Consider the following 24316-nt stretch of genomic DNA (forward strand, 5'->3'; position numbering starts at 1 on the left):
CGCCTTACATCGGAAACAGGCTGGGCAGCGGCATATGCGCCTTGACGATGGGCGACTTCAGCACCACGAAACTGAAATACTTGTCGATGCCGATATCCATATCGGTCAGCCGCTCCATGATCGTCTGGTATTCGCCGATCCCGGCGGTCATGAATTTCATCAGATAGTCGTAGCCGCCCGAGACAAGGTGACATTCGATAACCTGGTCGATCTTCTCTACCACGGCGAGAAAGCGCGCAAAGTCGACCTGGCGGTGGTTCTTGAGAGTAATCTCGGTGAACACGGTCAGAGTCTGGCCAAGCTTGCCGATATTGACCTGCGCGGAGTAGCCCTCGATGTAGCCTTCCGACTGCAGCTTCTTGACCCGCATCAGGCACGGGCTCGGCGACAGATGCACCAGCTCGGCCAGTTCGACATTGGTGATGCGGCCGTTCTTCTGCAGTTCGTGCAGAATCTTGATGTCGATCCGATCCAGTTTCATGGGCTGTCTCCGAGGAAGAGTGCTACAGCACAAAATGCTGCCATGCTGGTGACCGCCGAGACTACCATAGCCCGCTGGCCTGTCCATCCGAGCCGACACCGCTTTGAAACGCAGGGACTGGCGATTTCAATGGGATTGCCGGAACAAAATTCTGCTTGTGCCTCAACTGCGGCAGCGGCTGCCTGCGCGACGCGATAAACTGGCGCTTCAAGGCAGAGAGGATCATGCGCGCGCCGCTGCAGCAAATCGAGACATCTGGCGAACTGCCGCAATCCGCCGATGCGGTGATCATCGGCGGCGGTATCGTCGGCGTCTTCGCGGCCTATTGCCTGGCGCGCCGCGGCATGAAGGTGGCGCTCGTCGAAAAGGGGCGCATCGGCGCCGAGCAGTCCTCGAGGAACTGGGGATGGTGCCGCCAGCAGAACCGCGACGCCCGCGAGCTGCCGATGGCGACCCATAGCCTCGATCTGTGGGAGCGCTTTTCGACGGAGACCGGCGAGGACACCGGTTTTCGCCGCTGCGGCCTGCTCTACCTCAGCAATGACGAGGCGGAAGTGGCCGGTTGGGCGCGCTGGCGCGACTTCGCCAGAACCGCCGGTGTCACCACGCATATGCTGGACACGACCGAGGCCACTGAGCGGGGCCGCGCCACGGGCCGAACCTGGAAGGGCGGCGTCTTCTCGCCGACCGACGGCACCGCCGACCCGTCGCGGGCCGCGCCCGCGGTCGCCCGCGCCATTCTGAAGCTCGGCGGCACCGTGCACCAGAATTGCGCCGCGCGTGGCATCGAGACCGAGGGCGGGCGCCTGAGTGGCGTGGTCACCGAAAGCGGAACCATCCGGACGAAATTGGCGGTGATGGCCGGCGGCGCCTGGGCGTCCTCCTTTTGCCGGCAGTTCGGCTTCCGCTTTCCGCAAGCGTCGATCCGCTCTTCGATCATGTCGGTCTCGCCGGGCGCCGAAGGCCTGCCGGATGCGCTGCACACGGCGAAGATCTCGGTCACGCGCCGCGGCGACGGCGGCTATACGCTCGCGATCAGCGGACGCGGGCGCGTCGACGTGACGCCGCAGCAACTGCGCTTCTCTTCGCAATTTTTGCCTATGTTCCTGAAGCGGTGGCGCAGCCTCGCGCCCGGCGGCCTGCAAGGCGCGCTTTCGGGCCACGAAACGCTGAAACGCTGGCGCCTCGACCGGCCGACGCCGATGGAGCGCATGCGCATCCTCGATCCAACTCCGGATCAGTCGACCATCCGCCTGACGCATGCCCGCGCGCTCGAACTTCTGCCCGATCTCAGAAAGACCAGGATCAGTGCTGCCTGGGCAGGCTATATCGACAGCACGCCGGACGGCGTGCCGGCCATCGGCGCGATCGATTGCGTCCCAGGCTTTTTCCTGGCTGCCGGATTTTCGGGACACGGCTTCGGCATCGGCCCCGGCGCCGGGCACCTCGTCGCCGACCTGGTGACCGGGGCGAAGCCGATCGTCGATCCGAAATCCTATGATCCACGGCGCTTCGACGCTTCGTCCTGGGGCAAGGTCGCCGACTTCTAGCATCAGTCCTCCCGAAGAAAGGCGCCGACGGGCGCCGGCCGAACAGGCGCCTGCCCGCGAAACCGACCGACATCCCTTGACGCGCATCCGGATTGCGCCGCGACGAGCTCGACGGCCGCCAAGTGGCAATAGCGCCCTTGGCAGCGCCCCATGCCGACGCGTGAAAGCGACTTCAGCCTGTTGGCCTCGCCGCCGCCGAAATCCGCACCCTCGCGCACGGCTGCGGCAGTGATATTTTCGCAGCGGCAGACGATCGCGTCGTCGGGCATTGTTCGCACCATCTCGGCCGGCCAGGGAAAGGCACGAGCCAGGCCGTAGGCAAAACGCTTGAGTCGCGTCAGCTTGCGCAGGTCAGCTTGGACGGGAGATGCCGCATGCCCGAGATCCTTGAGGCATGCCACGGCCGCGAGACGCCCCGCGATCTCCGCCCCATCCGCGCCGATGAGACGAGCCCCGTCACCTGCAAGGTAGACTCCGTTGCCGGCCCGCCCCATCGCGTCGGTCTGCGGCAGCCATTGTTGCCACTGCTCGTCATAGGCAAAGACGCATCCGACCAGATCGGCCAGATGCGTCTCCGCCCGCAAGTGCCAGCCCATGCCGACCATGTCGCATGGGGTGATGCGCTGCCATCCGCCGGCATCGCGCCAGCGCATCGCAATGACGCCCGACGCGTTCGCCTCGATGCGCTCCAGCGTCACGCCCGCATGATAGCGGCCACCGAGCCGCGCCCTTAGGGCCAGACCGCGCAACGCAACGATCGGCCGGGCCGCGAGTCCAGGGAATCCCCTCATCTGCCGGCGCCACGAGGATGTATCCAGCACCGCCGCCACGTCGGCTCCGGCCTTGAGGAGTTGCGCGCCGACCAGCGTCAGCAAAGGTCCCGATCCGATGAGAACGACGCGCCGTCCGAGCGCCACGCCCTGCGCCTTGAGCGCGATCTGCGCCGCGCCGAGGCTGTAGACGCCGGCGTTCTGCCAGCCTGGGACCGGAGCGATGCGATCGGACGCGCCGGTGGCAAGAACCAGGCGGTCGTAGCTGATCACCTGCACCCCGCCCTCGCCCAGCACATGCAGCCGCCCCTGATGCACGGCAATGACGGAGCTGTGTGCTTGATAAGTGAGCTGTCGCTCTTCGGTCAGCCGGTCAAAGAGCGCATGCAGTTCTTGCGCCTTCACTGCCTCCGACCCATAGAGCTGTTCCGGCGTGCGGACGAACCCGTCCGGCGGGCGGCGATAGATCTGCCCACCGGCGCGATGGCCTTCGTCGATCACCACCGGATGGAGTCCGGCTGCGACCAGCGTTGCTGCTGCCCTTATGCCGGCGGGACCGGCCCCGACGATCACGATTTTCGGCGATGAGGGCCTACTCACGGCCAGCTCTCCGGGGGCGTCGTGCGCAACCACATGCCCTCAGTGACAGGCGTGGAACACGCCCGCAGGCGTGGTCCCTCCTCCTGCCACACCCAGCAATCCTGGCAGGCTCCCATTAGACAAAAGCCGGCGCGCAGCTCAGGTCCGAACTCGGAACTCCGCAATGCGTGTCCTGAAGCCAGCATCGCGGTCAGCACCGTATCGCCGGCAAGTGCTGAGCGCTTCTCGCCGTCGAGAAAGAACTGTACCTCCGCCCGGTCGCGCTCGGCCAGCCGGACGATGCGACCGGCGGTGATCATTCCGCGGCCTCTCGCACCGGTTTCGGACGCGGCAGTTCGGGAAAGCGTTCGCAGACCGCATCAAAGGCGGCCTGGACACCCTCCGGCCCGGTGCGCCCTTTCATGCGCCGAAAAATCTCCGTCTTGGCGAAGAACCGCCAGTGGATCGGCAAAGCATCCAGCACGGCGTGGAGCCGGTCATAGGCTGCCGGCGTCCACTGCGCTTCGTAGCCTTCGCGCTCCGGGCCAAAATGAAAATGACCGGCGGCCGGCTTGCGCCGTGCGCGCAATTCGTTCGTCGCCTGCTCGTCAACCTCGCCGTCGCAAAAGACGACGCCGTAGTCTCGCTCTGCCGCTGCCGGCGTGAGATAGCCACGCCGCACGTCCTGCGCGACCCGCCAAGGCTCGCGCTGATGCGGATCGCCGCGCCCGCCGCCACCGGCGGAGCGGATCTCGAGCACGTCGCCCGGCTGCAGCACCGCCGTGTCGATGTTTCCCAGCCGCCGCTCGTGCTCGGTTCCCGGATTGATGACCATGTCGGACAAGCCGGCCGCCTTGCCGCCCAGCACGCCCCACGGGCGGAAGAAGCTGCGATCGCGGTTGCGCGCCGTGATCCGTGAGTCCGGCGCAAAGACGCGGAAGGCCATCTCGGTCGCAAGCCCGCCGCGCCAGCGGCCCGCGCCGCCGCTGTCCCGGGCGAGCCCGTATTTCACGAATTCGACCGGCGTCTCGGTCTCGGTGATCTCGATCGGCGTGTTCTTCAGATAGGCGGCATCGGCGCCCGATCCATTGGTGCCATCTCGATGCGGCATCGCGCCGCCGCCGCCCACAACAGGGTTCACCGCCGCGATGACGCTGCGGCTGGTGCGCTCGTCGGTGGTCATGACATTGACGATGCAGTTGTTGCCCGCAGGCGCCGCCGGCAGGCGTTCGGGTACCGCTTGCGAGAAGGCCCCGAAGATGACGGACCGCAATCGCGCGCAGGTGAGCGAGCGCATGCCGACGGCGGCGGGATGGACCGGGTTGAGCACCGACCCTTGCGGCGTGATGCAGGTAAATGGTCGGGTAAGGCCCGTGTTGAGCAGGATCTTCGGGTTCAGCGTGTAAAGCACGTAGTAGACGCCGACGAGCAGCATGGTGTGGCGCGGATCGCCGCCCGAAGGGACGTTGAGCGAGGAGCCGAGCTGCGGATCGGAGCCGGTGAAGTCGAGCACCGCCTCGTCGTCCTTGATCGTCAGCCTCAGCTTCAGCCGGCATGGGTTGGCTTCGACCGAATCCTCGTCGGCATAGTCGGCGAACTCCCAGGTGCCGTCGGGCATGGCGCGCAACACCTCGCGCGCCTGCGCCTCTGCGTGATCGAGAAGCGCGGCGACGCCTTCGACGAAGCCGGCCGTGCCGAACTTTTTCACCATCGCCTGGATCTTACGCTCGCCGGTGTTGAGCGCGCCGACCAGCGCCTTGATGTCGCCGATATTGAGGTCGGGCTTGCGCACATTGGTGCTCATGATCCGCAGGATCGCGTCGTCGAAGACGCCCTCGCGCACCAGCTTCATCGGCGGAAAGCGGATGCCTTCCTGATGAATCTCGGTCAGTGCGCGGCTGAGCGAAGCCGGCACCGCACCACCCATATCGGTGTTGTGGATATGGCCGCCGGTCCAGGCGATGATCTCCCCGTCGACGAACACCGGCTTCCAAAGATGAGTGTCGGGCGCGTGCGTGGCGACATGGCCTGAATAGGGATCGTTGGTGAAGGCGACGTCGCCCGGCCGATAATCATCCACCATCGCGATCGCGCGGTGATAGGAAAGGCCCGGATACCAGGTGGCGCCGAGTTCCATCGGCACGGCGAAGGTCGCGCCCGAACGGTCCATCAGCATCACGGTGAAGTCCTGCGTCTCCTTGACGAAGGCCGAATGGGCGGTTCGGTGCAGGGTGTGCGCCATGTTCTCGGCCGCCGCGCGGGCATGGTTGGCCAGGACCTGAAGGTTCGTGCGATCGAACAAGGGCGTCACTCCGCGAAGGTCAGAAGGAGGTTGAGGTGGCGGTCGACGCGCGCCCGCGTTCCGGCGGGGATGGCGAGGGTCGTGTCTTCCTGCACCACCACGGCGGGCCCAAGGAACGTACTGCCGGGCACCAAGGTCTGCCGGTCGTAGAGGTCGACGGTCTCAACGGCTCGGCCGGTGTAGACCGAGAGCCGGCGCGCCGGACTGGCCTGAGCGTTTATCTCGTCGGCTTCCGGGAAGGAGAGCACCGGCCCCGCGCCTATCGCCGACAGGCGGACATTCACAAGCTCGATTTCGCCTTGGGGATCGTGGAAGTCGTAGAGCTGCTCGTGGGTGCGGTGAAAGGCTTGCTCGATTGCCTCCGCGCCGCCCTCCCCCAGCCATTCTGGAGACAGCACGACCTCGATCTCATAACTCTGCCCGATGTAGCGCATATCGCAGGAGAAATTGAGTTCAGCGGCGGCATCATGCCCCTGGGCTGCAAGCCAGTCGCGGCCCTCTCGCGCGAGCGCCTCGAAGGCCTCGCGCACGGCGGGGAGCGACGCTGCCGACAGCGGACTGAAGATCGTGCGGATGAAGTCGCCACGCAGGTCCGCCACCAGCCCACCGAGCGCCGAGACCACTCCCGGGCGGCGCGGCGCCATGACGCGCTTCATGCCGAGCTCGCGGGCAAGGAAGGCGCCCAGCATCGGGCCGCCGCCGCCGAAGGGCATCAGCGTGAAATCGCGCAGGTCCACGCCGGCCCTCGAGGCGAGCTTCTCGACCTCGACGAACATTTCCGACACCGCGATGTCTAGGATCGCCTGCGCGGTCTGCTCGACCGTGCGCCCTAGCCTGGCGGCGAGTTCGCCAACGGCGCGATGCGCCAGTCCGGCGTCGATCGTGAGCTGACCATAGGCCATCTCGCTGTGACCGAGCCATCCGCAGACGACCATCGCGTCCGTTACTGTCGCCTGCGTGCCGCCGCGACCGTAACATGACGGTCCCGGCGTCGAGCCCGCCGACTCCGGCCCGACGCGCAGCACCCCTTGCGTATCGACGCTGGCGATCGAGCCGCCGCCGACCCCGATCGAGCTCACCGACACCGATGGGATATGCAGCGGAAACTCGCCGATCAGTTCACCCGTGCCGAACTGGGCCTCGCCGCCGATGATGAGCGCGAAGTCGGCAGAGGTCCCGCCGATGTCGAGGGTAAGGATCTTGTCCTCACCGGCCTGACGCGCCAGCCACGAGGCGCCGATGACGCCGGAAGCCGTTCCGGATAACAGCATGTTGACGCAAGCGCGCTTGCCTTCGGCGGCGTTCATCAGCCCGCCATTCGATTTCGTCAGCATCGGCCGGGCCGGCACGCCGCGGCCTTTCAACCGCTCCTCCAGCGCCGTCAGATAGCCCGAGACGCGCGGATGGACATAGCCGTTGAGAATGGCGGTCGAGCTGCGCTCATATTCGCGGATGACCGGCCAGACCTCGGCCGAGGTGAAGACGAAGAGCTCGGGCGCAAGGCGAGCGATCGCCGACTTCACCGATGCTTCCTGCGCGCCGTTGCGCCAGGCGTGGAGGAAGGAAACGATGATCCCTTGCGCGCCGTTGGCTTTCGCCGCTGCCACCGACCTTTCCACCGCCGCCATATCCGGCGCCTGGGACTCGCTGCCGTCGGGACGCATCCGGGCCGGAATACCGAACACCATATCGCGCGAGATCAGCGGATCCGGGCGTGAGCAGAACAGTGAATACATGTCCGGCATGCGCAGCCGCGCCAGTTCGATGACGTCCTCGAAGCCGGCATTGGTGAACAGCGCGAGCGGCGCGCCCTTGCGCTGGATGATAGTGTTGATACCGACGGTCGTGCCGTGCACGAAACGGGTCATGTGGGTGGGATCGAAGCCCTCGCGTTCAGCGAGAAGCGTGAGGCCCGTCATTAGCTCGGCGCCCGGATCGTCCGGCGTCGTCAGCACCTTCAGCGACGCCAGGCGGCCGGAACGCGCTTCGAGCGCGCAGAAATCGATGAAGGTCCCGCCGATGTCGACGCCGATCTTCCAATCGGCCTCGCTGCGCGCCTCGTCCACCGTGATGGCACCGTCCATAATGCGTCCCTTCCTGTCTGCCGACCAAAGCTGGCACGAGCGGGTAGTCAGGGTCCAAGATGGATGAGGGGCAAGGATATAAGTCTTGCTTATACCTTAGCGCGATGCTCCCCAAGCAAATCGGAGCAGGCCGTGCGGATTTCGTCGCGCATGATCTCGTCGGCTCGCGAAAGGGCCCGGGCGCGCGACATGAGCAAGGCGATGGGGAATTCCGGCCCGGCGGCCAGCGGCCTGACGCTCAGCCCGGAGAACTTTTGCCAAGGCAGCAGCGCGTCGACCAGACCAATGCCGAGGCCAGCCTGGACGAAACCAACCGCGGAGATGGAGACATCGATCTCCAGCGATGGCGAAAGCGCAACACCTTGCGCGCGGGCCGCATGGGCCAGTTCGTCGGCGGGACGCGTGTTGCCGCGGTAGGATATCAGCTCCTCGCCGACGAGGTCGGCCAGCGTCAGCTCGGTTTTCCTCTGCAGCGGATGCCCGGCGGGCAGCAGGCAGGCGAAACCGACGCTGCCTATCACCTCAGCCTCGATATCGGGCGGCAGACGGTCGTCCAAGGCCACGCCGAGGCTGGCATCGCCGGCACGCAGCATGTCGACGATCGCGGCGATCGGCGCGCTATGGGAACGCAGCAGAATATTGGGATGCTGCGCCCGGAATGCGGTGAAGGCGCGCGGCAAGATCGCCATGGCCGGTGGCGGCGAAGCCGCCACGCGCACCAGTCCGGTCCGACCCAGCCTGAGGTCGGTGGTCTTGCGGCGGAGGCCGTCGAGCCCCGCCGACAGCCTTTCGGCATCGGCAAAGAGTTCAAGCGCCTCCGGGGTTGGCCGCAGCCGCCCCTTCACGCGCTCGAACAGCGTGAAGCCTAGCTCGTCCTCGGTGTGGAGCAATATCTGGCTGAGCGCAGGCTGGGAGATGTTCAGCATGCGCGCCGCGGCAGTCACCGTGCCGGCGCGCATGACGGCGATGAACACTTCGAGCTGCCGGGCCCGCATTGCCACTCCATAGGTAAAGCTTATGGGTCTTGCCAAAACCCATCTTTGACGCAATGCCGCGGCGCCGACAAGATGGATGCATTCAAGGATCAAGGAACGACTATGGATGTGATCGTGCTGGGCGGCGGCCTGATGGGGACGGCTTCGGCTTATTTCCTCGCCAAGCGCGGCGCGCGCGTGACGCTGATCGAGCGCAATCGGATCGGCGCCGGCGCGACAGTCGCCTCCTTCGGCAACATCCGGCGCACCGGGCGTCATCTGTCGCAGCTTCCGCTCGCCCACCGCTCGCTCAGCCTGTGGGGCGAGGCTGAAAAGATGCTTGGCCGCGACGTCGAATTCCGCGCCACCGGCCACATCCGACTGATCTTCGATGAGGGAAGTCTTGCCGACATGCGGGCCTACGCTCAAGCCGCCAGGCCCTGGGGGCTCGAGCTGGAGGAACTTGGCTCGCGCGAAATCCGCTCCCGGTTTCCCGGCCTCGGTCCTGAAGCGATCGCGGCGTCGTTCTCGCCGGATGACGGCAGCGGCAATCCGCGGCTGATCGCGCCGGCCTTTGCCGACGCCGCCCGCAAGCTGGGCGCGGGGATCGTCGAGAACGCCGAAGTCGAGACGATCAAGCAGACCGGCTCCGGCTTCCTTGTCACCACCTCGAAAGGCTCGTTCGCCGCCGAATGCCTGCTCAACACCGCCGGCGCCTGGGGCGCGCGCGTCGCCGCGCAATTCGGCGAAACGGTGCCGCTCGACGCACGCGGCCCGCAAATGGGCGTGACCGAGCCGCTGCCGCACCGGATCCTGCCCGTGGTCGGCATCTGGACACGCGACAAGGGTTACGGCGCCTATCTGCGTCAGGTCGAGCGCGGCAACATCGTCTTTGGCGGCGCGGCCGAAAGAGTGCCGGTGGACCTTGATCCAGGCCATGCGAAGGCCGATCCCATGCGCCTTCCGGTGCAATTGCGCGCCGTAGCGCGGCTGTTGCCGACGATCGCAAAGGTCGCGGTCATCCGCACCTGGTCCGGCTGCGAGGGCTATGTGCGCGACATGCTGCCGGTCATGGGAGGCTCGGCGACGACGCCGGGCCTCTTCCACGCTTTCGGCTTCTGCGGGCACGGCTTCCAGCTCGGACCGGGCGTGGGCGACGCCATGGCGGAACTAATGACGACCGGCCGCTGCGAAACGCCGCTCGACGATTTCAGGATCGATCGCTTCGCACCCGCAGCCTGACGAAGCGATCGATTGCGATTGGCGTCCCCAGGCCACTGGCAGTGACCGTTTCAAAAAACGCCAGAGCCTACCGCAGCGGCCGACATAGGCAGACACGCCTTTGTGCACGCCGTTCTACGCCACAGCGCTCGCGCCATTCGAAAGCACCTTACTCGATCCGGGATGTGGCCGCAGATCGCGTCTGCCAGATGCGACGCGTGCTAGTGACCGAAAGAATCGAACATTCTTGGGCAAGGTGCATTCAGCGAAGCAAAGCCGTCGCGGCGCATATGACATGCTTGTGCCTGATATTCACGATCTACAACCATTCACATCGTGGATGATCTAAACGTTCTCAGCGCCTTCGATATGCTGGATACGCCGCCGATAGCCGCGACGACGGCCACGACACGAAACCGTTTCAGGGGTGCTTCATCAAACAGAAGCCGTAGAGATCAGGGCACGTTGAACGCTCCGGTATCCAGGAAGGTCTCGATCGCGCGACACCAGGGAGCGATGTCGATGCCGTTCTGGGCGAGCCAATCCGGGTTGAAGTAAGTGCCGTCATAACGGTCGCCGCTATCGCAGACCAGGGTGACGAGCGAGCCCTGGTGCCCCTCCTTGATCATGCTGTCAGCGATGGAGAGCAGCCCGAAGAAGTTCGTTCCGGTCGAGGCGCCAACGCGGCGGAACAGGCGGTCGGAGAGAACATGCGCGGCGGCGATCGAGGCGGCGTCCGGCACCTTGATCATGTGGTCGATGACCGTCGGAATAAAAGAGGGTTCGACGCGCGGCCTGCCCACCCCTTCGATACGGGAGGGAACGGCGCAGGTCGCATCGGCGTCAGCGTTCTTCCAGGCATCGTAAAAAACCGAATGCTCCACATCCGTCACACAAAGCCGGGTCGCGAAATTGCGGTAGCGGATGTAGCGGCCGATCGTTGCGGAAGTACCGCCGGTGCCCGCACTCATGATCACCCAGGCGGGCACCGGGTGGGCTTCGCCCTCCATTTGTCCGAAAATGCTTTCGGCGATGTTGTTGTTGCCGCGCCAGTCGGTGGCGCGCTCGGCGTTGGTGAACTGGTCGAGATAATGGCCGTTCGTCTCGGCGGCAATGCGGGCGGCCGTTTCATAGACTTCCGCCGGGCTGTCGACAAAGGCGCAGCGGCCGCCGAAACGCTCGATGACTCCGATTTTCGTCTGGCTGGTGCTGCGCGGCATAACCGCGATGAACGGCAGCCCGAGCAAGTCGGCGAAATACGCTTCGGAGACGGCGGTCGATCCCGAGGAAGCTGCCACAAGTGTGGTGCCTTTGCGGATCCGTCCATTACAGATGCCGTATAGGAAGAGGGAACGCGCCAGCCGGTGTTTCAGGCTACCGGTAGGGTGCGTGCTCTCGTCCTTCAGATAAACGGAGATGCCCTTCAGCCCTTTGAAGACAGGGGTGAGGAGGTGTGTGTCCGCCGAGCGCCGGGCGTCGCCTTCGAGAATACCGACTGCGTTGCGGGCCCAGGCTCTTTCGGCGCAATCAAGCGAGATTATCGGTTCCAGCTGCAGCGGAGTCGCAGTCGTGCTCATACCTCAAGCTCTCCCAGGCGCAATGGACGCTTCGATTTCCCCCCACTCGTGCTTCCGCCAACCGGATACCTCAAAGCGGCGCGAGCCGGACAGGATGCGGGCGCAGCCGGCAGCAGCTTGTGCATCGACCGTCGGGACCGGCGTTGAGCTCGGCCGCCGCCACGAGGCCCATAGGATCAGAAGACATCGTTGGAGTCCATTTCGGGCTGAATATCGAAAAGCTCGTCAGCGTGAAGCATGCTACGCAACAACAGGTTTGCACCATCGGCGCATTGTTGCGGCGTAGAATATTCGCGCTCGTTGTGGGACAGCCCCTCGCGCGACGGGACAAAAATCATCGCCGTTGGCACCTTGCCAGCGAGGTGAGCCGCATCGTGGCCGGCGCCGGAGACCATATCCAGAGCGGACAGCGAAAGCTCCGCGGCCGCTCGGCGGATCACTCCACGCAGCGCCGCATCGAACACGACCGGCGCCTTGCGCCAAACGACGGAAACCTCCGCGCCCGGCGCAAGCCGCTCGATCTCCTCCGTCAGGTCTCTCTCCATCGCCGCCAGTCCACTCTCTTCGGGATGGCGCATGTCGACCTCAAGCCGGACTTCACCGGGAACGACGTTGCGCGAATTGGGGGCGACATGGGCATAGCCGACAGTGGCGACGCCAGGCGTATGCCTCAAGGCCACGCTTTCGCAGGCGAGAATCACCTTCGCCGCCGGGACCAGCGCATCTTTGCGCAGTGGCATCGGGAACGCGCCAGCATGAGCCTCCGTACCGCCTATGCGGATATCCAGCCAGCGCAGGCCCTGTACGCCTGTGACGATGCCGACGGCACTTCCATCGGCTTCCAGAACGGGCCCCTGCTCGATATGCAGTTCCAGGTAGGCCGCCATCGGCAGATAGCCAGGCGCATGCTCACCGCGATAACCTATCGCCTCCAGTGCCTCGTCTACCGTCACCCCATCCTTGTCCATGCGGGCGTAGGCGACTTCGATATCATGCACGCCGCAGAACACACCCGATCCCATCATGGCAGGGGAGAAGCGGGAACCCTCCTCGTTGGTCCAGTTGACGATCGTGAGGGGGTGGCGCAGTTGCTTACCCGAGGTCTTCAACACCCGCAGGATCTCGACTCCCGCAAGCACGCCGAGAATGCCGTCAAAGCGCCCGCCACCCGGTTGAGTGTCGAGATGGCTACCGACAGCAATTGAGGCGAGGTTCGGCTCCGAACCAGGCAAGGTCGCAAAAATATTGCCAATGCGATCGATCTCGACGGTGCAGCCGAATGCCCGGCATTCCGCCTCGAACCAGCCGCGCACCTGCCCGTCGGACAGGCTCAGCGCCAAGCGGTTCATGCCCGTCTCGCCAAAGGCGCCGAAACGCGCGGTGCCGAGTATATCCGACCATAGGCGGTCGGCATCGATGGAGAGTGAACACACGGCTTCGATCGATTGCAAAGCGTTGGTCATTCGGCGTTCCCTTGCGGGGACTTGTGGAAACGATACTTGAAATCGCAATGGGACGCGCCCTCCATGATCGTCTGGGTGCGCTCCAGCGTGATGCGCGGGTCGTAACCGGTGCAGAAGACGCCGTCGCGGTTGCAAGACAGCAGGTGACCGATATGGCCGAGACCCATCTCGTGATAGCTCTCGGCGTAGCGGCAGCGCTTGACGGTATAGTGGAACTCCTCGTCCGTCGCCTTGGTCACATCAATCACCAGGGCATCATCCTGCGTCCACAGATCCTGCAATTCCTCGAAGGTGCGCAGCGACGTACCACCGGGCGTCTTGGCAGCAAAATCCTTGCCGGCCTTGATCGCGGCTTTGCGAATGGCGCTATCCAGGATGGACTGAGCCTTTTCCTCGCCGATCTGCTCGCGCATTTCCTTATAAATCGGCGCGATGATGCCCGCCTCGATCCTGCGCCGCGCGAGAATGCCGATCTCGCCGTCCATGGCGGCTCTGGAGTCCGGGCGTTCGTTCTTGTCTGTCATGACTTTCTCCTGTTTGAAGCGGAACAGAGTCGCCGCTACTTCAACCAAAGGCGCCCCGCACCGCGTACGGTTCGCGTGTTCCCCGCCATTCGAAGCGCGCTCCAGGCCAGGGCCTGGTTGCTGGTCACCGCGGGCTTGCCGATCGCCGCCTCGACGAAGCCGGCCACAACTTAACGCGACGCTTGGACCTCACGGGAGATCTGCCTTGCAAATGTCTACTGAAGGAGCGCCGTGGTCTTGTCGAGCGCGCTTGGGAACCCTTTCAACGAGAGTGCCAGATTCGTCTCCTTGCCGCCGTCCGCTACCACCTTGACCTTCAAGCTGCTGCCCTTGCGCAGAGCCGCCAGAGTCCCGCTGTCGACGCTCAGGTCGACGACACAGCCCCTGGGAGACAAGTGCGGAACCGGAGCGGCGGAAGCACGACGCCGTCGTCGATCTGCAGCGTCACACCCTGATCGCAACGTAAGTATTGATTCCGCACGGGAATAATTTTGAAAGTGGGGGGGGGCCGCGGCCCTTTGCCAGGATGCAACCCTAAGAAACTCGAAGTCCGGAGGGATGTCGACGAGATATTGAATCCATTGGTATTTTTGTGGGCCGAATTTCCCCTATCGTCCCGGATCATCTCGCCGCTGATTGGTTCGAACGCGCGTCTCTGGAGATGGCTGCTAGCTCGGCCGCAGCGGCCCGGGCGTGGGCTCCGGCGCAGCTTCATGGACGTCAGCTCGAAATGTAGGACCGATCAAATCCGGCTGTTTCGATAAGTCCCACATGGTCATGCAACTCGACCACGCCATTGCGGAATGAAGCCAGCCCCCTCTCACGCAATTCCTTCAACACGCGGCTCACATGCACAGCCGAAAGTCCCAACGCGTCGGCAAGTTCGGCCTGGTTCAGCGGGCATTCGAAGCGGTCCGGAAAACTCGTTGCCGATCGATGTGCGCGGCAGGCCAGTTCGAGAAGAAGGTGGGCCGTTCGCTCAACGGTTCCTCTGCGGCTGACCCCTGCAAGGTGTTCCGCAACCCTCGAATATCGACTTGCCTGAGCCTGCTGCACCGCTTCGCAAATGGGCTGCGGATAGGACGAGAAAAAAGACCGAATAGGACCCGCCAGTTCGATCGTTTTTACCTCAGACAGGGCCGTTACGGTCTCGCTCACTTCTCCGCCGAATTCGATCAAGGCAATTTCGTGAGGGAGCGCGAAATCGACGATCAGGCGCGAGCCGCTCGGCAGCATCTTGGCAAATGCCGCCCAGCCGGCAGTTATGACCAGAATGGAGGATCTCGCCACATACTCGCGCGCGATCGTTGCATTGGCCGGGTACGAGCGGCGCACAGCTCCCGGTAACTCCGACACTACCCTTTCCCAACTTGCATCAGCAAGCGTGGGTCTCCGCTCAAATCCAGCGACCTGCCTTGATAAGCCCATCCACGAAACAACTCACCCGATCAACCTGAAGCTGTAGATGTACAACAACTACGCCGAAAGTTCCATCAAAGATATCTTCCAAGCGCTGTCGCACTCTACCACTTTTGGATAGGGTCCTGCCATCCTGAGGATGATGAGCCGAGCAGACGGCCAGTGCCGGCCACCGGTGGTTCTCGAAATATCATCGCCTCGCGACCGGTCTTCGACCGGCAGATGGGCGGCCGCATTCGCCTCAACTCCGCTCCAGGGCTGTCACATTCGAAAGACCGCATCCAAGACATTTGCCCAGATCGTGGTGGACCGAGGCTCAAGTATCGCCGGCCATGCCGGCCCGACAACGCTCCTTCCCGATCGACGCTCCTTCCCGATCGACTGGGGCGAGCTTGACCGGGCCTTGCCCGTGGTTCGCCTAGGGCAAACCACAAGGCAAATAGTCGCCGCCCTCGATCTTGTCCTTCGGGGCTAGCTACGCCCATACCGTCGCCGCGACCTTTTGCGGCCGGCTCGAACCAATTCCAACCGTCAACTCCTGCGCAGGTTCTTTCTGGAGGCGGGATTGCGGCTTGCGGGGCGAACAGCATTTAGAACCGCCGAGTCTTGCCGCAAATCGAGCACTTGCAGTTCTTGCCAAGGCGGACCGGGGACCATCGGCGCCTCTCTTGCGAGACTCGCCGTTGCGCCAATTTGCTCCACTGTTCCGGCATCCGGCTTCCGGCGCTGGTGAACCCGTGAGGTAGAGGAACGCTTGGCGCTGTAAGTTTGTCGTCTCTCCTCGGCGGTCTCCAGCTCGCCGACGGTCGCAACAACCGACGCCAGGCTGACCTCCATTTGCGTCAATCGCTTTCGGGTGGAATGCAAGGCAATGGAAAGCAGCAAGGTATTCGCCAGATTGACAATGAATGCTCCTGCGAGGCTCTCGACCCCGAGCAAAATCAACGTCACAGCTCCGCCAAATACGGCAAGGGCACTGTAGCCCAGCAACCGGCCCTGCTTCAGAAGAAGCGTCAATGGCAAGGTCGCCAACAGCACCAGAAGGGCTCCCGACCTATTCGCCATCCAATCCAGAAGACCCAAACCGAATTCGCCGTACGTGTCCATATCGACCTCAGACTCGCCGAGACAAACGAAGCTGTCCGCTTTCTCGCTCTCGAGACGCGCACGCCCTCCCTGCCCGTATGCCGCCAGCGCTGTTGTAGACCTCCCGGGGTGAGCCCGGAAGGTGTTGGCTCACGTCCCAAAAACCTCTGGAAATCTATCGGGTAGACCAGATCGACCTTTAGCCGAGTTACTACTCAATAATGGTAATGGCGGGTGTGTCCGCGAAGCTGATATGTTTGCGAATGGCGGCGATATCCGTGGGCAAGTGGGAAGAGCGATTTGGACATGCCGGACGGCGGGGCACGAACCTTTGCGTTTCAGGCACTTGAGAGCGCGCTGAACAACTAACTGCCCGAACAATTTGAAATGAAGGCCATTCAGCCGACGCTGAAAGGGCGGGAGTTGCATTGCCGATTCGCAAGGATTTGGAATGGCTAGTTCAACCGACAATCCGACCATGACCCGAGAATTGATACCGCTCGACGTCAGGGAGATCCTCGACTTCTTTCTGCGGAGATGGAAGTTTGGCTGCGCCATTGGAGCAGCCACGTTAGGTCTATTCATAGTTGCCGCCTATACGCTTCCCACCTCGTATACGGGCGTCGCTCAAATCTTGCTTGACGCCCCGAGCGACTACATGACCCCTCAGGACTATTCCAATTCCGATTTTTCAGACAATCCAACATTCATCGAAAGCCAGCTTGCAGTCCTGAGATCGGCCTCGCTTCTTCAGCAGGTCGTCGATAGCGAGAAACTGACGGAAGATCCCAAGATCGGGCCGGCGGCTTTGACATGGCTGCAAGGAGCGCTGGTAGTCTCTCGTGTCGGGCTTGGGAACGTCATTGAGATCGACGTGACCATGTACAGCCCGCAAAAGGCGGCAACCCTCGCGAATGCAATCGCCCAGGCCTATGTCGCTGATCGGATGAAGTCCCGCTATGAAGGGGTCCAGAAGGCCTCGACATGGCTCAGCGACCGGGCCGCGTACCTGCGGGCGGAGCTCAGCCGTTCGGAAGAAGCCGTCCAGAAATTCCGGGCCGATCACAATTTGCTGACGACTCAGGCTGGCAGTCTGACCGATCAGCAGCTGTCCGAACTGAATATCGCGCTGATAAACGCGCGTGCCGAATTGTCCGCGAAGCGGGCGCAGTACCAGCAAGTCGACAAATTGCTGAGCAGCGGAGGCGACATTCAATCGATGCCCGACGTGTTGCAATCCGTTGTGGTCAACGCACTTCGTGCTCAGCTCTCCGTGGTGAGCCGGCGGGAAGCCGACCTGCGGTTGAAATACGGCGAACGACATCCCGACGTCTCATCGGCAGAGGCGGAGCGGCGAGATATCGAGGGACAGATTGCAGCCGAGGTCCAGCGGCTTATCGGTAATCTGAAGAACGAAGTCGACTCCGCCGAGGCCCGTGAGGCAGCGCTGGCTCGGGCTTTGGGTTCGGTATCCAACCAGTCCGAGGCCGAAGGTCAGGTCGGCGTCCAGTTGCGCGATCTGGAGAGGATCGCCGCCGCGAACCAGAACCTTTTTGAAACCTTCCTGTCACGCGCCAAGCTCACCGAGGAAAAGTCCACTCTCCTCAATAGCGGCGTACACGTGATCACCAACGCATCTCCTCCTCTTGGGCCAAGCTTCCCGAACAGGACGCTTTTTGCGGCTCTGGGTTTGGTACTTGGCGTCTTGTTCGGAGGCGCCGGCGCCGTTCTTCGTGAACTTTTCGCTTCCGGCTTCATGGCAAAGAAGCAGATAGAGGAGGAGCTGGCCGTTCCGGTTCTCGCCTCCGTGCCAAAAATGTCGGGTTGGTCGAGAGACGCACAGTCCCAAGCCCAACCCGTGGCCTATCTCGAACGCAAACCGCTATCCAGATACAGCGAGGCAATGCGACGGCTCCGCCTGGGCGTCGAGGCCACCCCGGAAGAGGACCATTCACCGCGACTCATGCTGGTGACATCGGCGATGCCCGGCGAAGGAAAGACAACTTTGGTGTTAAGCCTGGCCTGCTCTGCCGCGGCCGACGGCGAACGGGTTCTGGTCATCGATGCGGACTTGCGCCTTGGAGCCGCCACGACCTTCTTCGGCATGACGGAAAAGGTCGGACTGGTCGACCTGCTGACTTTGCCGGTCAAGACCGCCGACGCAATTCACCGGGATGAACGCTCAGGGATCTCGCTGCTGCCCGCCGGCGCCAAGACCCGCAACCCGCCTGCGCTTCTTGCTTCGGCGCGCATGGGCTCGATCCTCGATGAACTTCGAGGAAAATTCGACACGGTGATCATTGACGCGCCGCCTGTTGGACCGGCGGCCGACGCCTCGATCCTGTCCAGACATGTCGACAAAGTCGTCTTTGTCGTGAAGTGGCGTGAAACCTCACGCGAGGCCGTTGCCGAGGGAATTCGACATCTTGGCGGCCGGTCCAAGATTGCGGGTATCGCTCTTACAATGGTGGACGAGCCAAAGCTGCCGAAATATGGCCGTTATACGTCGCTCGAAAGCAGCGTCTCGGATAGTTACTATCTAAATTAGAAGAGAAGAAATATTATAACATGATAAACTCTGAATTACATCGCGAACCGCCTCCGGCGCCAGCACCAAGAATTCACAACGGTGAATCCGCGCGATGGTTTGTGGTTCAGACACACCAGCATTCCGAGAACCTGGCCGAGCGGCACTTGCAATCGCAGAACTTTCGAACCTATTTGCCCAAGCGAAAGCAGACTGTGCGGCACGCGCGCAGTGTCAGGACTGTCTGCAGTGCATATTTCGACTGCTATCTGTTCGTCTCGTTGGCTGTTCGTCAGCAGAGATGGTACCCGATCAATTCAACCGTCGGCGTCCGAAGGCTGATCATGAGCAACGGATTGCCGATACCGGCACCCCACGGTGTCGTGGAATCATTGATATCGGCAACCGACAACGACGGAATCTTGCATCCGGACATATTGTTGATTCCAGGTCAGACGATCAGGATCGTCCGAGGGCCGTTTGCGGATCAACTTGGTATCCTAGACCGAGTTGGAAAATCTGGTGCGGTGAGAATTCTTCTTGACATTATGAATAGTTCAATTCCAATCGTTATTGATCAAGAAAATCTGTCAGTAGTTTCTTAGTTTTATATATTGTTTTCATTTACTATTTATTTTCATACGAAAGACGCCGAAACCATCCGGCAGGGAGTGATGAGTTGGCGCTCAATTCACCCTCGGTGCGGCAGCTTGAAAGGCTTTATCCGGGCTTGATGACCGGCGTTGGGAATGGCCGGTGAACGACGATCGCGGCAATCAACTACGGGAAACCTCTTGCAACCTTCAACCAAATCCAAACCAGGCGGCGACTGCCCGGTGGGAGCCGCAGAGCTTCGGGCTGGCCCGCAGCCGCGGCAATATCGTCCCGGATCCTTGGGAGCCAAGGCAAGAATGACGGCTGACGCGTTGGCGCCGTGGGCGGATGCCTCGGCGCCGGCCAGGGCGCCTGGCCTAGGCTCGTCGAATACAGGGCCGTCTCAAACGGACGGAATGGCCCACTTACGTCCGTTCGAGACGGTGGCGGCCCTGCCGATTGCGGCGGCCTTTTTTCGAGCACTCAATGAAGCCGGCCTGAAGTACGGAATAATTCAGGATCTCTCATCCCTGCCGGACGGACTTGCCGGCCGAGACGATCTCGACGTCCTTTTGGACAAAAGCGACTACTCGGTCTTCTGCTCGATTGTCAGTCAGTTGCACGGCCGTCGCAGCGTGAGCCTGTCCTGTTACGACAATGTATGCGCAGGCCGGGAAGACTGGTTCCTGCCTGACTTCTCGTGTGGCCGCTATCTCCATCTCGACATGCATATCGGTGTGCGGGTCGGCCGGGAGTTTCGTAAGCGCTATCTGGCATTCGATTATGCGGCGATCGCGCGATGGGAACCGATTCATGTCGACGGCGTGCCCGTTCCCGTCGTCTCTGCAGAAGACGAGATTCGAATAGCAATTGCCCGGCTCGCCTTTCGGGCCTGGACGCTCACGTGGAGGCGATGGGTCATCGTCGGCGATCGTTGGAAGGACCAATTGGCACGCCTGCCTTTTGCGTCCGACGGGCAAGGCCTGCATGTCGTGGAGTATCCATTTGGCGGCGGCAGAACGGTCATCTGCCGGTTCCGGCAAACCGCCGACACTTTGGTCGCCCATCGAGGCGATCTTGCCAGTCTGCGCCGTTCGATTCGGGAAAAGGATGGCTTCACCGGGCGATATGGGGTCGCCGATGGCGCCGTCCATCTTGTGCGCAAGAGCTCATATCTCGCCCTGAGGCTCCTTCAGCGGCTGATGCCCGGCAGCTTTCCGCCAAAAAGACGGCCTATGGCCGGCGGGCTTGTGGTGGCGCTGATAGGTCCTGACGGCGTGGGTAAGAGCACTCAGGCTCGCCGGTTGACACAGATACTTCGATGGAAATTCGGTTGTGCGCAAGCCTATGTCGGGATCGGCGATGGCAGCGGATGGTGGTTGCGCAAGGGGCTGCAGAATCTGGTTTTTCCTCACAGGCGCCGCCTGAAGTCCTTGGCTCATGACGACGGCAGGGATTCATCCCGTCGAGATCGGGCCAAAGGAGGAGTTGCCGCTACGGCGTTGGCGTTGTGGGCGGTCTTGATTGCGTTTGAACGATATGCCGTCGTGAAGCGTTCGCATCGATGGGCAACGCGCGGCCTGATCGTCATTTGCGACAGGTGGCCACAGGCGCAGCGCAGCGGATATTTAGACGGTCCGACCATCCCGCCGCACTTATTCTCCATACCGGGCCTGTCGGCTCTCGCCCGGCTTGAGCGGAAACTCTATGAAAAAATGGCGGGATGCCGGCCACACCTTGTTTTGCACCTGGTTTCCGACTTTGCCGTCTCCGCGCTGCGGAAGCCTGGAGAAATCAAGAGAGAGGCGTTCGATGCGCGCCTGTCGCTGATGGCTGAGTTGCGAGCACAGGACAAAGACATTCGAACGGTTGACGCAAACGGCAGCCTGGAGGCGGTCAACCAGGAATTGTTCAGGCATATCTGGCTGTCTCTTTAGGGACGGAACGGGCGGCTCAGACCGCCGGCACCTCATCCACCACTACTAACGCGAACCACCAGCCCTTTCCGAGCTCGCCCAGGCTTGGGCGATCGCGGCCACGCGTGGGTAGGCCGAAGGCACTCCCAAGTCCGAATGCCTGCCTAAGCGCCCTTCCGCCGGATTTCATCTCCCTGAGGTATTGGCAATGAAGATCGTTCATGTGCTTACCCGACTGCTTCGGGCAGGTTCCGAAGAAAACACATTGGCCTGTTGTCTCGCGCAGGCACGGCATGGCCATGAAGTGCTGTTGGTTCATGGCGAGGAATTCGACCCGGGCTTGCGAGCCTCCGTTGCCGGAGCCCTCCGGGTCGTGACGCTGGAAAAGCTCATCAACTCGATTTCGCCGCCCCGTGACGTTTTTGCATTCGGGCAGCTCGTCCGCCTCATGCGCGATTGGCAACCAGACATCGTGCACACGCATCAAAGCAAAGCCGGCATCGTCGGCCGCCTTGCCGCAAGGCAAGCCAATATCCCAGCCATCATACATGGCGTGCACATATTGCCTTTTGTGCACGTTGGCAGCGCGCAGAGGCTGATGTATCTGACGGCCGAACGCCTCGCTGCGAAGTTCACCCGCGCCTTTATCGATGTCAGCCAAGGCATGCGCGAGATCTGCCTCGCCAATCATTTGGGCAGCCCCGATCAGCACCATGTCGTTCACTCCGGCTTCGATCTGGCGCGCTTCGCGAATGCGCGATGGCCACAGGAACCGCATCTGCTGCTTGGAACTGCTGCCGGAGAGCCAAAGCCGCCGGTGGTGCTGATGCTGGCCGCACTTGAACCGAGAAAACGCCACGTCGAGTTCATTGAAGCGTTTGGGCAGGTGGTCGAGCGAATTCCGAACGTAAGACTGCTGCTGGCAGGCGAAGGGCCGGCGCGGCCCGCCGTCGAATCGGCGATTGAACGATCCCCGTTCGCAAACAACATTCGCATGATCGGCTACCATCACGAACCCGAACGACTGATCAGCCTGGCGGATGTGTGTGTGCTGGCGTCGATGCGAGAAGGATTGCCCCGCGTCATGATGCAGTATCTGGCCGGCGGCCGAGCGAGCGTGGTGTCGCATCTGCCGGGAGTGGAAGAGGTCGTGAAGCATGGCGTCAACGGAATCGTTGCGCCAGCCGAAGACGTGGGCGCCGCAGCGACCGCCGTCGCCGATCTCCTCGAGAATGAGCCCTATCGCGATCGACTGGCTGGCGGCGCGAGACTAACCGACCTTTCGTCCTGGGGACTGGATGCCATGTGCGAAAGCGTTGAGCAGGTTTATCGGTCCGTGCTGGAGCAAGCTCCTATAGCTGCCCGGCCAAACGATACCCGAATTCGCGACAGCCTGGCCAAGCAACCCTTGGGGCTGCACGGATTTTGACGAGCGTCCACTCCGCCGACGGATCGCGCGACGTTCCAAGGCTTCCTTTTCTCGAATCCACGATTGCCCTTCAGTCTCGCTCCTGTCGACGAATGTCGATTGATCCTGACGGCAGGCAAGACAACCGGAGTACCGACGATGCGTTTGCGTTCCGACCAACAATGTCCGCCGAAGCCTCTCACAGGAAGGGGTTGGAGCCGACGTCCATTTCCAGGATTCTTAGCCATGGCTGGCCGCGCGCTCGCAATGATTGGTAGCCTCGCCATTGCCTTTATTCTGCTCACTTCAGCTGCATCCCATGCGGATGGATATGCTCTGGATACCGGCGACGTCCTGCGCGTGTCAGTGGTCGGCGAGGCCACCTATCCGCTGGAAGTGACTGTCGATGATCGTGGCTCGATATCGCTTCCCCTGCTTGGGGATATTCAGGCGCGAGGCCTCACCACGGTTGCCCTTTCCCAGGCCATTCGGGACGCATTTCGGCAGCAGAAGCTCATCCTCGAGCCGTTCGTCAAAGTGGATGTCGGCCAGTACCGGCCCTTCTTCATTTCGGGAACGGTGGCTCGTCCCGGATCGTATCCCTTTCAACCCGGCATAACTGTTCGCCACGCACTCGCCATTGCAGGCGGCTTCCGGGCCACGATCGCGGGAAATACCGAACCGGCCCTACAGATAGCCGACCTGCGCAGCACGCGCTCGAACCTGGCGATTGACGAGTATCGGCTCAAGGTTCGGCTCGCCCGCCTGCAGGCGGAAAGTCGACAGGACACAACCTTTACAGCCCCGCCGGATCCACCGATCGAGTTTGGCGGACACCTGATTGCCGACATCATAGCGGCCGAACAGGCGCAGCTGGATGCGCGCCTTGCCGCCTACCGAGACGATGTTTCCTTCCTTGAGGCCTCGCTCGGCCGTGCCAGGAAGCAGGCAGACATGGTTGCCGCAACGCGCAAAGAACGAGAAAAAACAGCCAGTCTCCAATTTGATGAACTGCAATCCGCGCGAGCACTGCGGCAAAAAGGATTGATCACGAACTCAAATGTCGAGACGGCTGAAAGGGCACATACCAGCTACCGCGCCGAACTTGCGCAGACCGAGGTTCAGCAGTCACAGGTGCAGCAGGAGATGCTGAACGCGGAAAGTGAATTGCGAAAGAAGCATCAAACTCATGAAATGGACCTCATCACGCAAACCCAGGACACCGAAGTCGAATTGGGGAAGATTCAAAGCCAGATAAGATACGTCGCCGATAAGCTTCTTTTTATCTTCACATATGGCGACCAGAGGACCTTCGACGACTTGCATGGGTCCGTGAAGATCTCGATCTTCAGGCGCGACCAGAAGGCAGCTCACGATATCGCCGCCGACGAAAATACCGAAGTAAGAGCGGGCGATGTCATCGAGGTTTCGATTGTAGCCAACAAGGGCTTCTACGCGCCGGACACGTCCGGAACAACAATGCTGCCACCTGGGCAAGCTTCGGTTCAGCCCAGCATCGTCGGCCAATAGGCGCTACCGCATGCCCCGCTATCCCAGGCAGAGCTTCGCTTCAGGCTTGCTGCCGACGTTCTGCAAGGCCCTGGGGTTCATTGCGCTTCTGAGTGGGCTGACCTGGTCCATCCACCGGAACATTTTCGAAACATTCGGCTCAGCCGGTACGCCATTGAAACCTTCGAACGTCGATCTTTCCGGTCGGCTTGCCTCTATCGGGCTGGCAACAGGTCTTGGTGGGCATGACTTCATCGTCGGAATTTCGATGGCAGCCCTGGGCGCAGCACTGATCGCCTTGGGGAGGCATCTGCGCAGGCTGCATATCCATG

Annotated in this window: 19 protein-coding genes; 7 read left to right on the forward strand and 12 right to left on the reverse strand. The window is 62.3% G+C overall.

All coding sequences use genetic code 11. From position 1 onward, the window contains the following. Window positions 1–4 precede the first annotated feature (4 nt). A complete protein-coding gene (locus DPM35_RS04815) occupies window positions 5–481 on the reverse strand; it encodes an Lrp/AsnC family transcriptional regulator (RefSeq protein WP_112126133.1) in 477 nt (158 codons plus the stop codon). 224 nt (window positions 482–705) lie between these two features. Here DPM35_RS04815 and DPM35_RS04820 point away from each other — a divergent pair, with 224 nt between their 5' ends. Further along, on the forward strand, window positions 706–2031 hold the full coding sequence (locus DPM35_RS04820; protein ID WP_112126254.1) for an NAD(P)/FAD-dependent oxidoreductase: 1326 nt from the start codon (window positions 706–708) through the stop codon (window positions 2029–2031). A 2-nt stretch (window positions 2032–2033) separates the two neighbouring features. Here DPM35_RS04820 and DPM35_RS04825 read toward each other — a convergent pair whose 3' ends face one another. The 5 genes from DPM35_RS04825 to DPM35_RS04845 form a co-directional block, all read right to left on the reverse strand. After that, window positions 2034–3401, reverse strand: coding sequence for an FAD/NAD(P)-dependent oxidoreductase (locus DPM35_RS04825; protein WP_112126134.1), 1368 nt, complete (start codon window positions 3399–3401; stop codon window positions 2034–2036). Continuing rightward, window positions 3398–3700, reverse strand: coding sequence for a (2Fe-2S)-binding protein (locus DPM35_RS04830; RefSeq protein ID WP_112126135.1), 303 nt, complete (start codon window positions 3698–3700; stop codon window positions 3398–3400). The genes DPM35_RS04825 and DPM35_RS04830 overlap by 4 nt, the downstream gene beginning before the upstream one ends. Next, entirely contained in the window at window positions 3697–5682 is a 1986-nt protein-coding gene (locus DPM35_RS04835; RefSeq protein ID WP_112126136.1) for a hydantoinase B/oxoprolinase family protein, read from the reverse strand. Before DPM35_RS04835 ends, DPM35_RS04830 begins: the two co-directional genes overlap by 4 nt. Window positions 5683–5687: 5 nt before the next feature. Continuing rightward, window positions 5688–7766, reverse strand: coding sequence for a hydantoinase/oxoprolinase family protein (locus tag DPM35_RS04840; protein ID WP_112126137.1), 2079 nt, complete (start codon window positions 7764–7766; stop codon window positions 5688–5690). 89 nt (window positions 7767–7855) lie between these two features. Further along, entirely contained in the window at window positions 7856–8761 is a 906-nt protein-coding gene (locus tag DPM35_RS04845; protein WP_112126138.1) for a LysR family transcriptional regulator, read from the reverse strand. A gap of 102 nt (window positions 8762–8863) precedes the next feature. Between DPM35_RS04845 and DPM35_RS04850 the strand changes: the two genes are divergently transcribed. Next, a complete protein-coding gene (locus DPM35_RS04850) occupies window positions 8864–9982 on the forward strand; it encodes an NAD(P)/FAD-dependent oxidoreductase (RefSeq protein ID WP_112126139.1) in 1119 nt (372 codons plus the stop codon). Window positions 9983–10416: 434 nt separating this feature from the next. On the opposite strand, the gene DPM35_RS04855 is transcribed toward DPM35_RS04850, so the two are convergent. The 6 genes from DPM35_RS04855 to DPM35_RS04885 form a co-directional block, all read right to left on the reverse strand. Continuing rightward, window positions 10417–11538: a PLP-dependent cysteine synthase family protein gene (locus DPM35_RS04855; RefSeq protein ID WP_112126140.1), complete on the reverse strand. Its 1122-nt coding sequence runs from the start codon at window positions 11536–11538 to the stop codon at window positions 10417–10419. Between the two features lie 176 nt (window positions 11539–11714). Further along, window positions 11715–13001: a Zn-dependent hydrolase gene (locus tag DPM35_RS04860; RefSeq protein WP_112126141.1), complete on the reverse strand. Its 1287-nt coding sequence runs from the start codon at window positions 12999–13001 to the stop codon at window positions 11715–11717. Next, window positions 12998–13525 (reverse strand): L-2-amino-thiazoline-4-carboxylic acid hydrolase, encoded by a 528-nt coding sequence (locus tag DPM35_RS04865; protein WP_112126142.1) that lies wholly within the window; start codon window positions 13523–13525, stop codon window positions 12998–13000. Before DPM35_RS04865 ends, DPM35_RS04860 begins: the two co-directional genes overlap by 4 nt. Before the next feature lie 215 nt (window positions 13526–13740). Further along, window positions 13741–13986: an invasion associated locus B family protein gene (locus DPM35_RS33265; protein ID WP_425373341.1), complete on the reverse strand. Its 246-nt coding sequence runs from the start codon at window positions 13984–13986 to the stop codon at window positions 13741–13743. A 259-nt stretch (window positions 13987–14245) separates the two neighbouring features. Then, entirely contained in the window at window positions 14246–14881 is a 636-nt protein-coding gene (locus tag DPM35_RS04880) for a Crp/Fnr family transcriptional regulator (RefSeq protein WP_181591919.1), read from the reverse strand. 594 nt (window positions 14882–15475) lie between these two features. Further along, window positions 15476–16051, reverse strand: coding sequence for a hypothetical protein (locus tag DPM35_RS04885; RefSeq protein WP_112126145.1), 576 nt, complete (start codon window positions 16049–16051; stop codon window positions 15476–15478). A 430-nt stretch (window positions 16052–16481) separates the two neighbouring features. Here DPM35_RS04885 and DPM35_RS04890 point away from each other — a divergent pair, with 430 nt between their 5' ends. The 5 genes from DPM35_RS04890 to DPM35_RS04910 all read left to right on the forward strand — a co-directional run bounded on the left by DPM35_RS04890 (window position 16482) and on the right by DPM35_RS04910 (window position 24005). Continuing rightward, window positions 16482–18578: a GumC family protein gene (locus tag DPM35_RS04890; protein WP_112126146.1), complete on the forward strand. Its 2097-nt coding sequence runs from the start codon at window positions 16482–16484 to the stop codon at window positions 18576–18578. A gap of 20 nt (window positions 18579–18598) precedes the next feature. Next, window positions 18599–19162 carry a transcription termination/antitermination protein NusG gene (gene nusG / locus DPM35_RS04895; protein WP_112126147.1) on the forward strand — a complete coding sequence of 188 codons (564 nt, stop codon included), beginning with the start codon at window positions 18599–18601 and terminating at the stop codon, window positions 19160–19162. A 306-nt stretch (window positions 19163–19468) separates the two neighbouring features. Beyond that, window positions 19469–21088: a nucleoside/nucleotide kinase family protein gene (locus DPM35_RS04900; RefSeq protein WP_112126148.1), complete on the forward strand. Its 1620-nt coding sequence runs from the start codon at window positions 19469–19471 to the stop codon at window positions 21086–21088. A 187-nt stretch (window positions 21089–21275) separates the two neighbouring features. Then, window positions 21276–22496, forward strand: a complete 1221-nt coding sequence (locus DPM35_RS04905) for a glycosyltransferase (protein ID WP_112126149.1) — start codon at window positions 21276–21278, stop codon at window positions 22494–22496. 225 nt (window positions 22497–22721) lie between these two features. Then, on the forward strand, window positions 22722–24005 hold the full coding sequence (locus DPM35_RS04910) for a polysaccharide biosynthesis/export family protein (protein WP_112126150.1): 1284 nt from the start codon (window positions 22722–22724) through the stop codon (window positions 24003–24005). Window positions 24006–24316 lie beyond the last annotated feature (311 nt).

Source organism: Mesorhizobium atlanticum, assembly GCF_003289965.1.
GTDB lineage: Bacteria > Pseudomonadota > Alphaproteobacteria > Rhizobiales > Rhizobiaceae > Mesorhizobium > Mesorhizobium atlanticum.

Bases quoted from the DNA above. Each gene is read 5' to 3' on its own strand.
- DPM35_RS04865 (WP_112126142.1), bottom strand. From the start codon at position 13,525: ATGACAGACAAGAACGAACGCCCGGACTCCAGAGCCGCCATGGACGGC.
- DPM35_RS04845 (WP_112126138.1), bottom strand. From the start codon at position 8,761: ATGCGGGCCCGGCAGCTCGAAGTGTTCATCGCCGTCATGCGCGCCGGC.
- DPM35_RS04885 (WP_112126145.1), bottom strand. From the start codon at position 16,051: ATGGACACGTACGGCGAATTCGGTTTGGGTCTTCTGGATTGGATGGCG.
- DPM35_RS04900 (WP_112126148.1), top strand. From the start codon at position 19,469: ATGACGGCTGACGCGTTGGCGCCGTGGGCGGATGCCTCGGCGCCGGCC.
- DPM35_RS04820 (WP_112126254.1), top strand. From the start codon at position 706: ATGCGCGCGCCGCTGCAGCAAATCGAGACATCTGGCGAACTGCCGCAA.
- DPM35_RS04855 (WP_112126140.1), bottom strand. From the start codon at position 11,538: ATGAGCACGACTGCGACTCCGCTGCAGCTGGAACCGATAATCTCGCTT.
- DPM35_RS04910 (WP_112126150.1), top strand. From the start codon at position 22,722: ATGGCTGGCCGCGCGCTCGCAATGATTGGTAGCCTCGCCATTGCCTTT.
- DPM35_RS04830 (WP_112126135.1), bottom strand. From the start codon at position 3,700: ATGATCACCGCCGGTCGCATCGTCCGGCTGGCCGAGCGCGACCGGGCG.
- DPM35_RS04890 (WP_112126146.1), top strand. From the start codon at position 16,482: ATGGCTAGTTCAACCGACAATCCGACCATGACCCGAGAATTGATACCG.
- DPM35_RS04860 (WP_112126141.1), bottom strand. From the start codon at position 13,001: ATGACCAACGCTTTGCAATCGATCGAAGCCGTGTGTTCACTCTCCATC.
- nusG (WP_112126147.1), top strand. From the start codon at position 18,599: ATGATAAACTCTGAATTACATCGCGAACCGCCTCCGGCGCCAGCACCA.
- DPM35_RS04850 (WP_112126139.1), top strand. From the start codon at position 8,864: ATGGATGTGATCGTGCTGGGCGGCGGCCTGATGGGGACGGCTTCGGCT.
- DPM35_RS04815 (WP_112126133.1), bottom strand. From the start codon at position 481: ATGAAACTGGATCGGATCGACATCAAGATTCTGCACGAACTGCAGAAG.
- DPM35_RS04905 (WP_112126149.1), top strand. From the start codon at position 21,276: ATGAAGATCGTTCATGTGCTTACCCGACTGCTTCGGGCAGGTTCCGAA.
- DPM35_RS04840 (WP_112126137.1), bottom strand. From the start codon at position 7,766: ATGGACGGTGCCATCACGGTGGACGAGGCGCGCAGCGAGGCCGATTGG.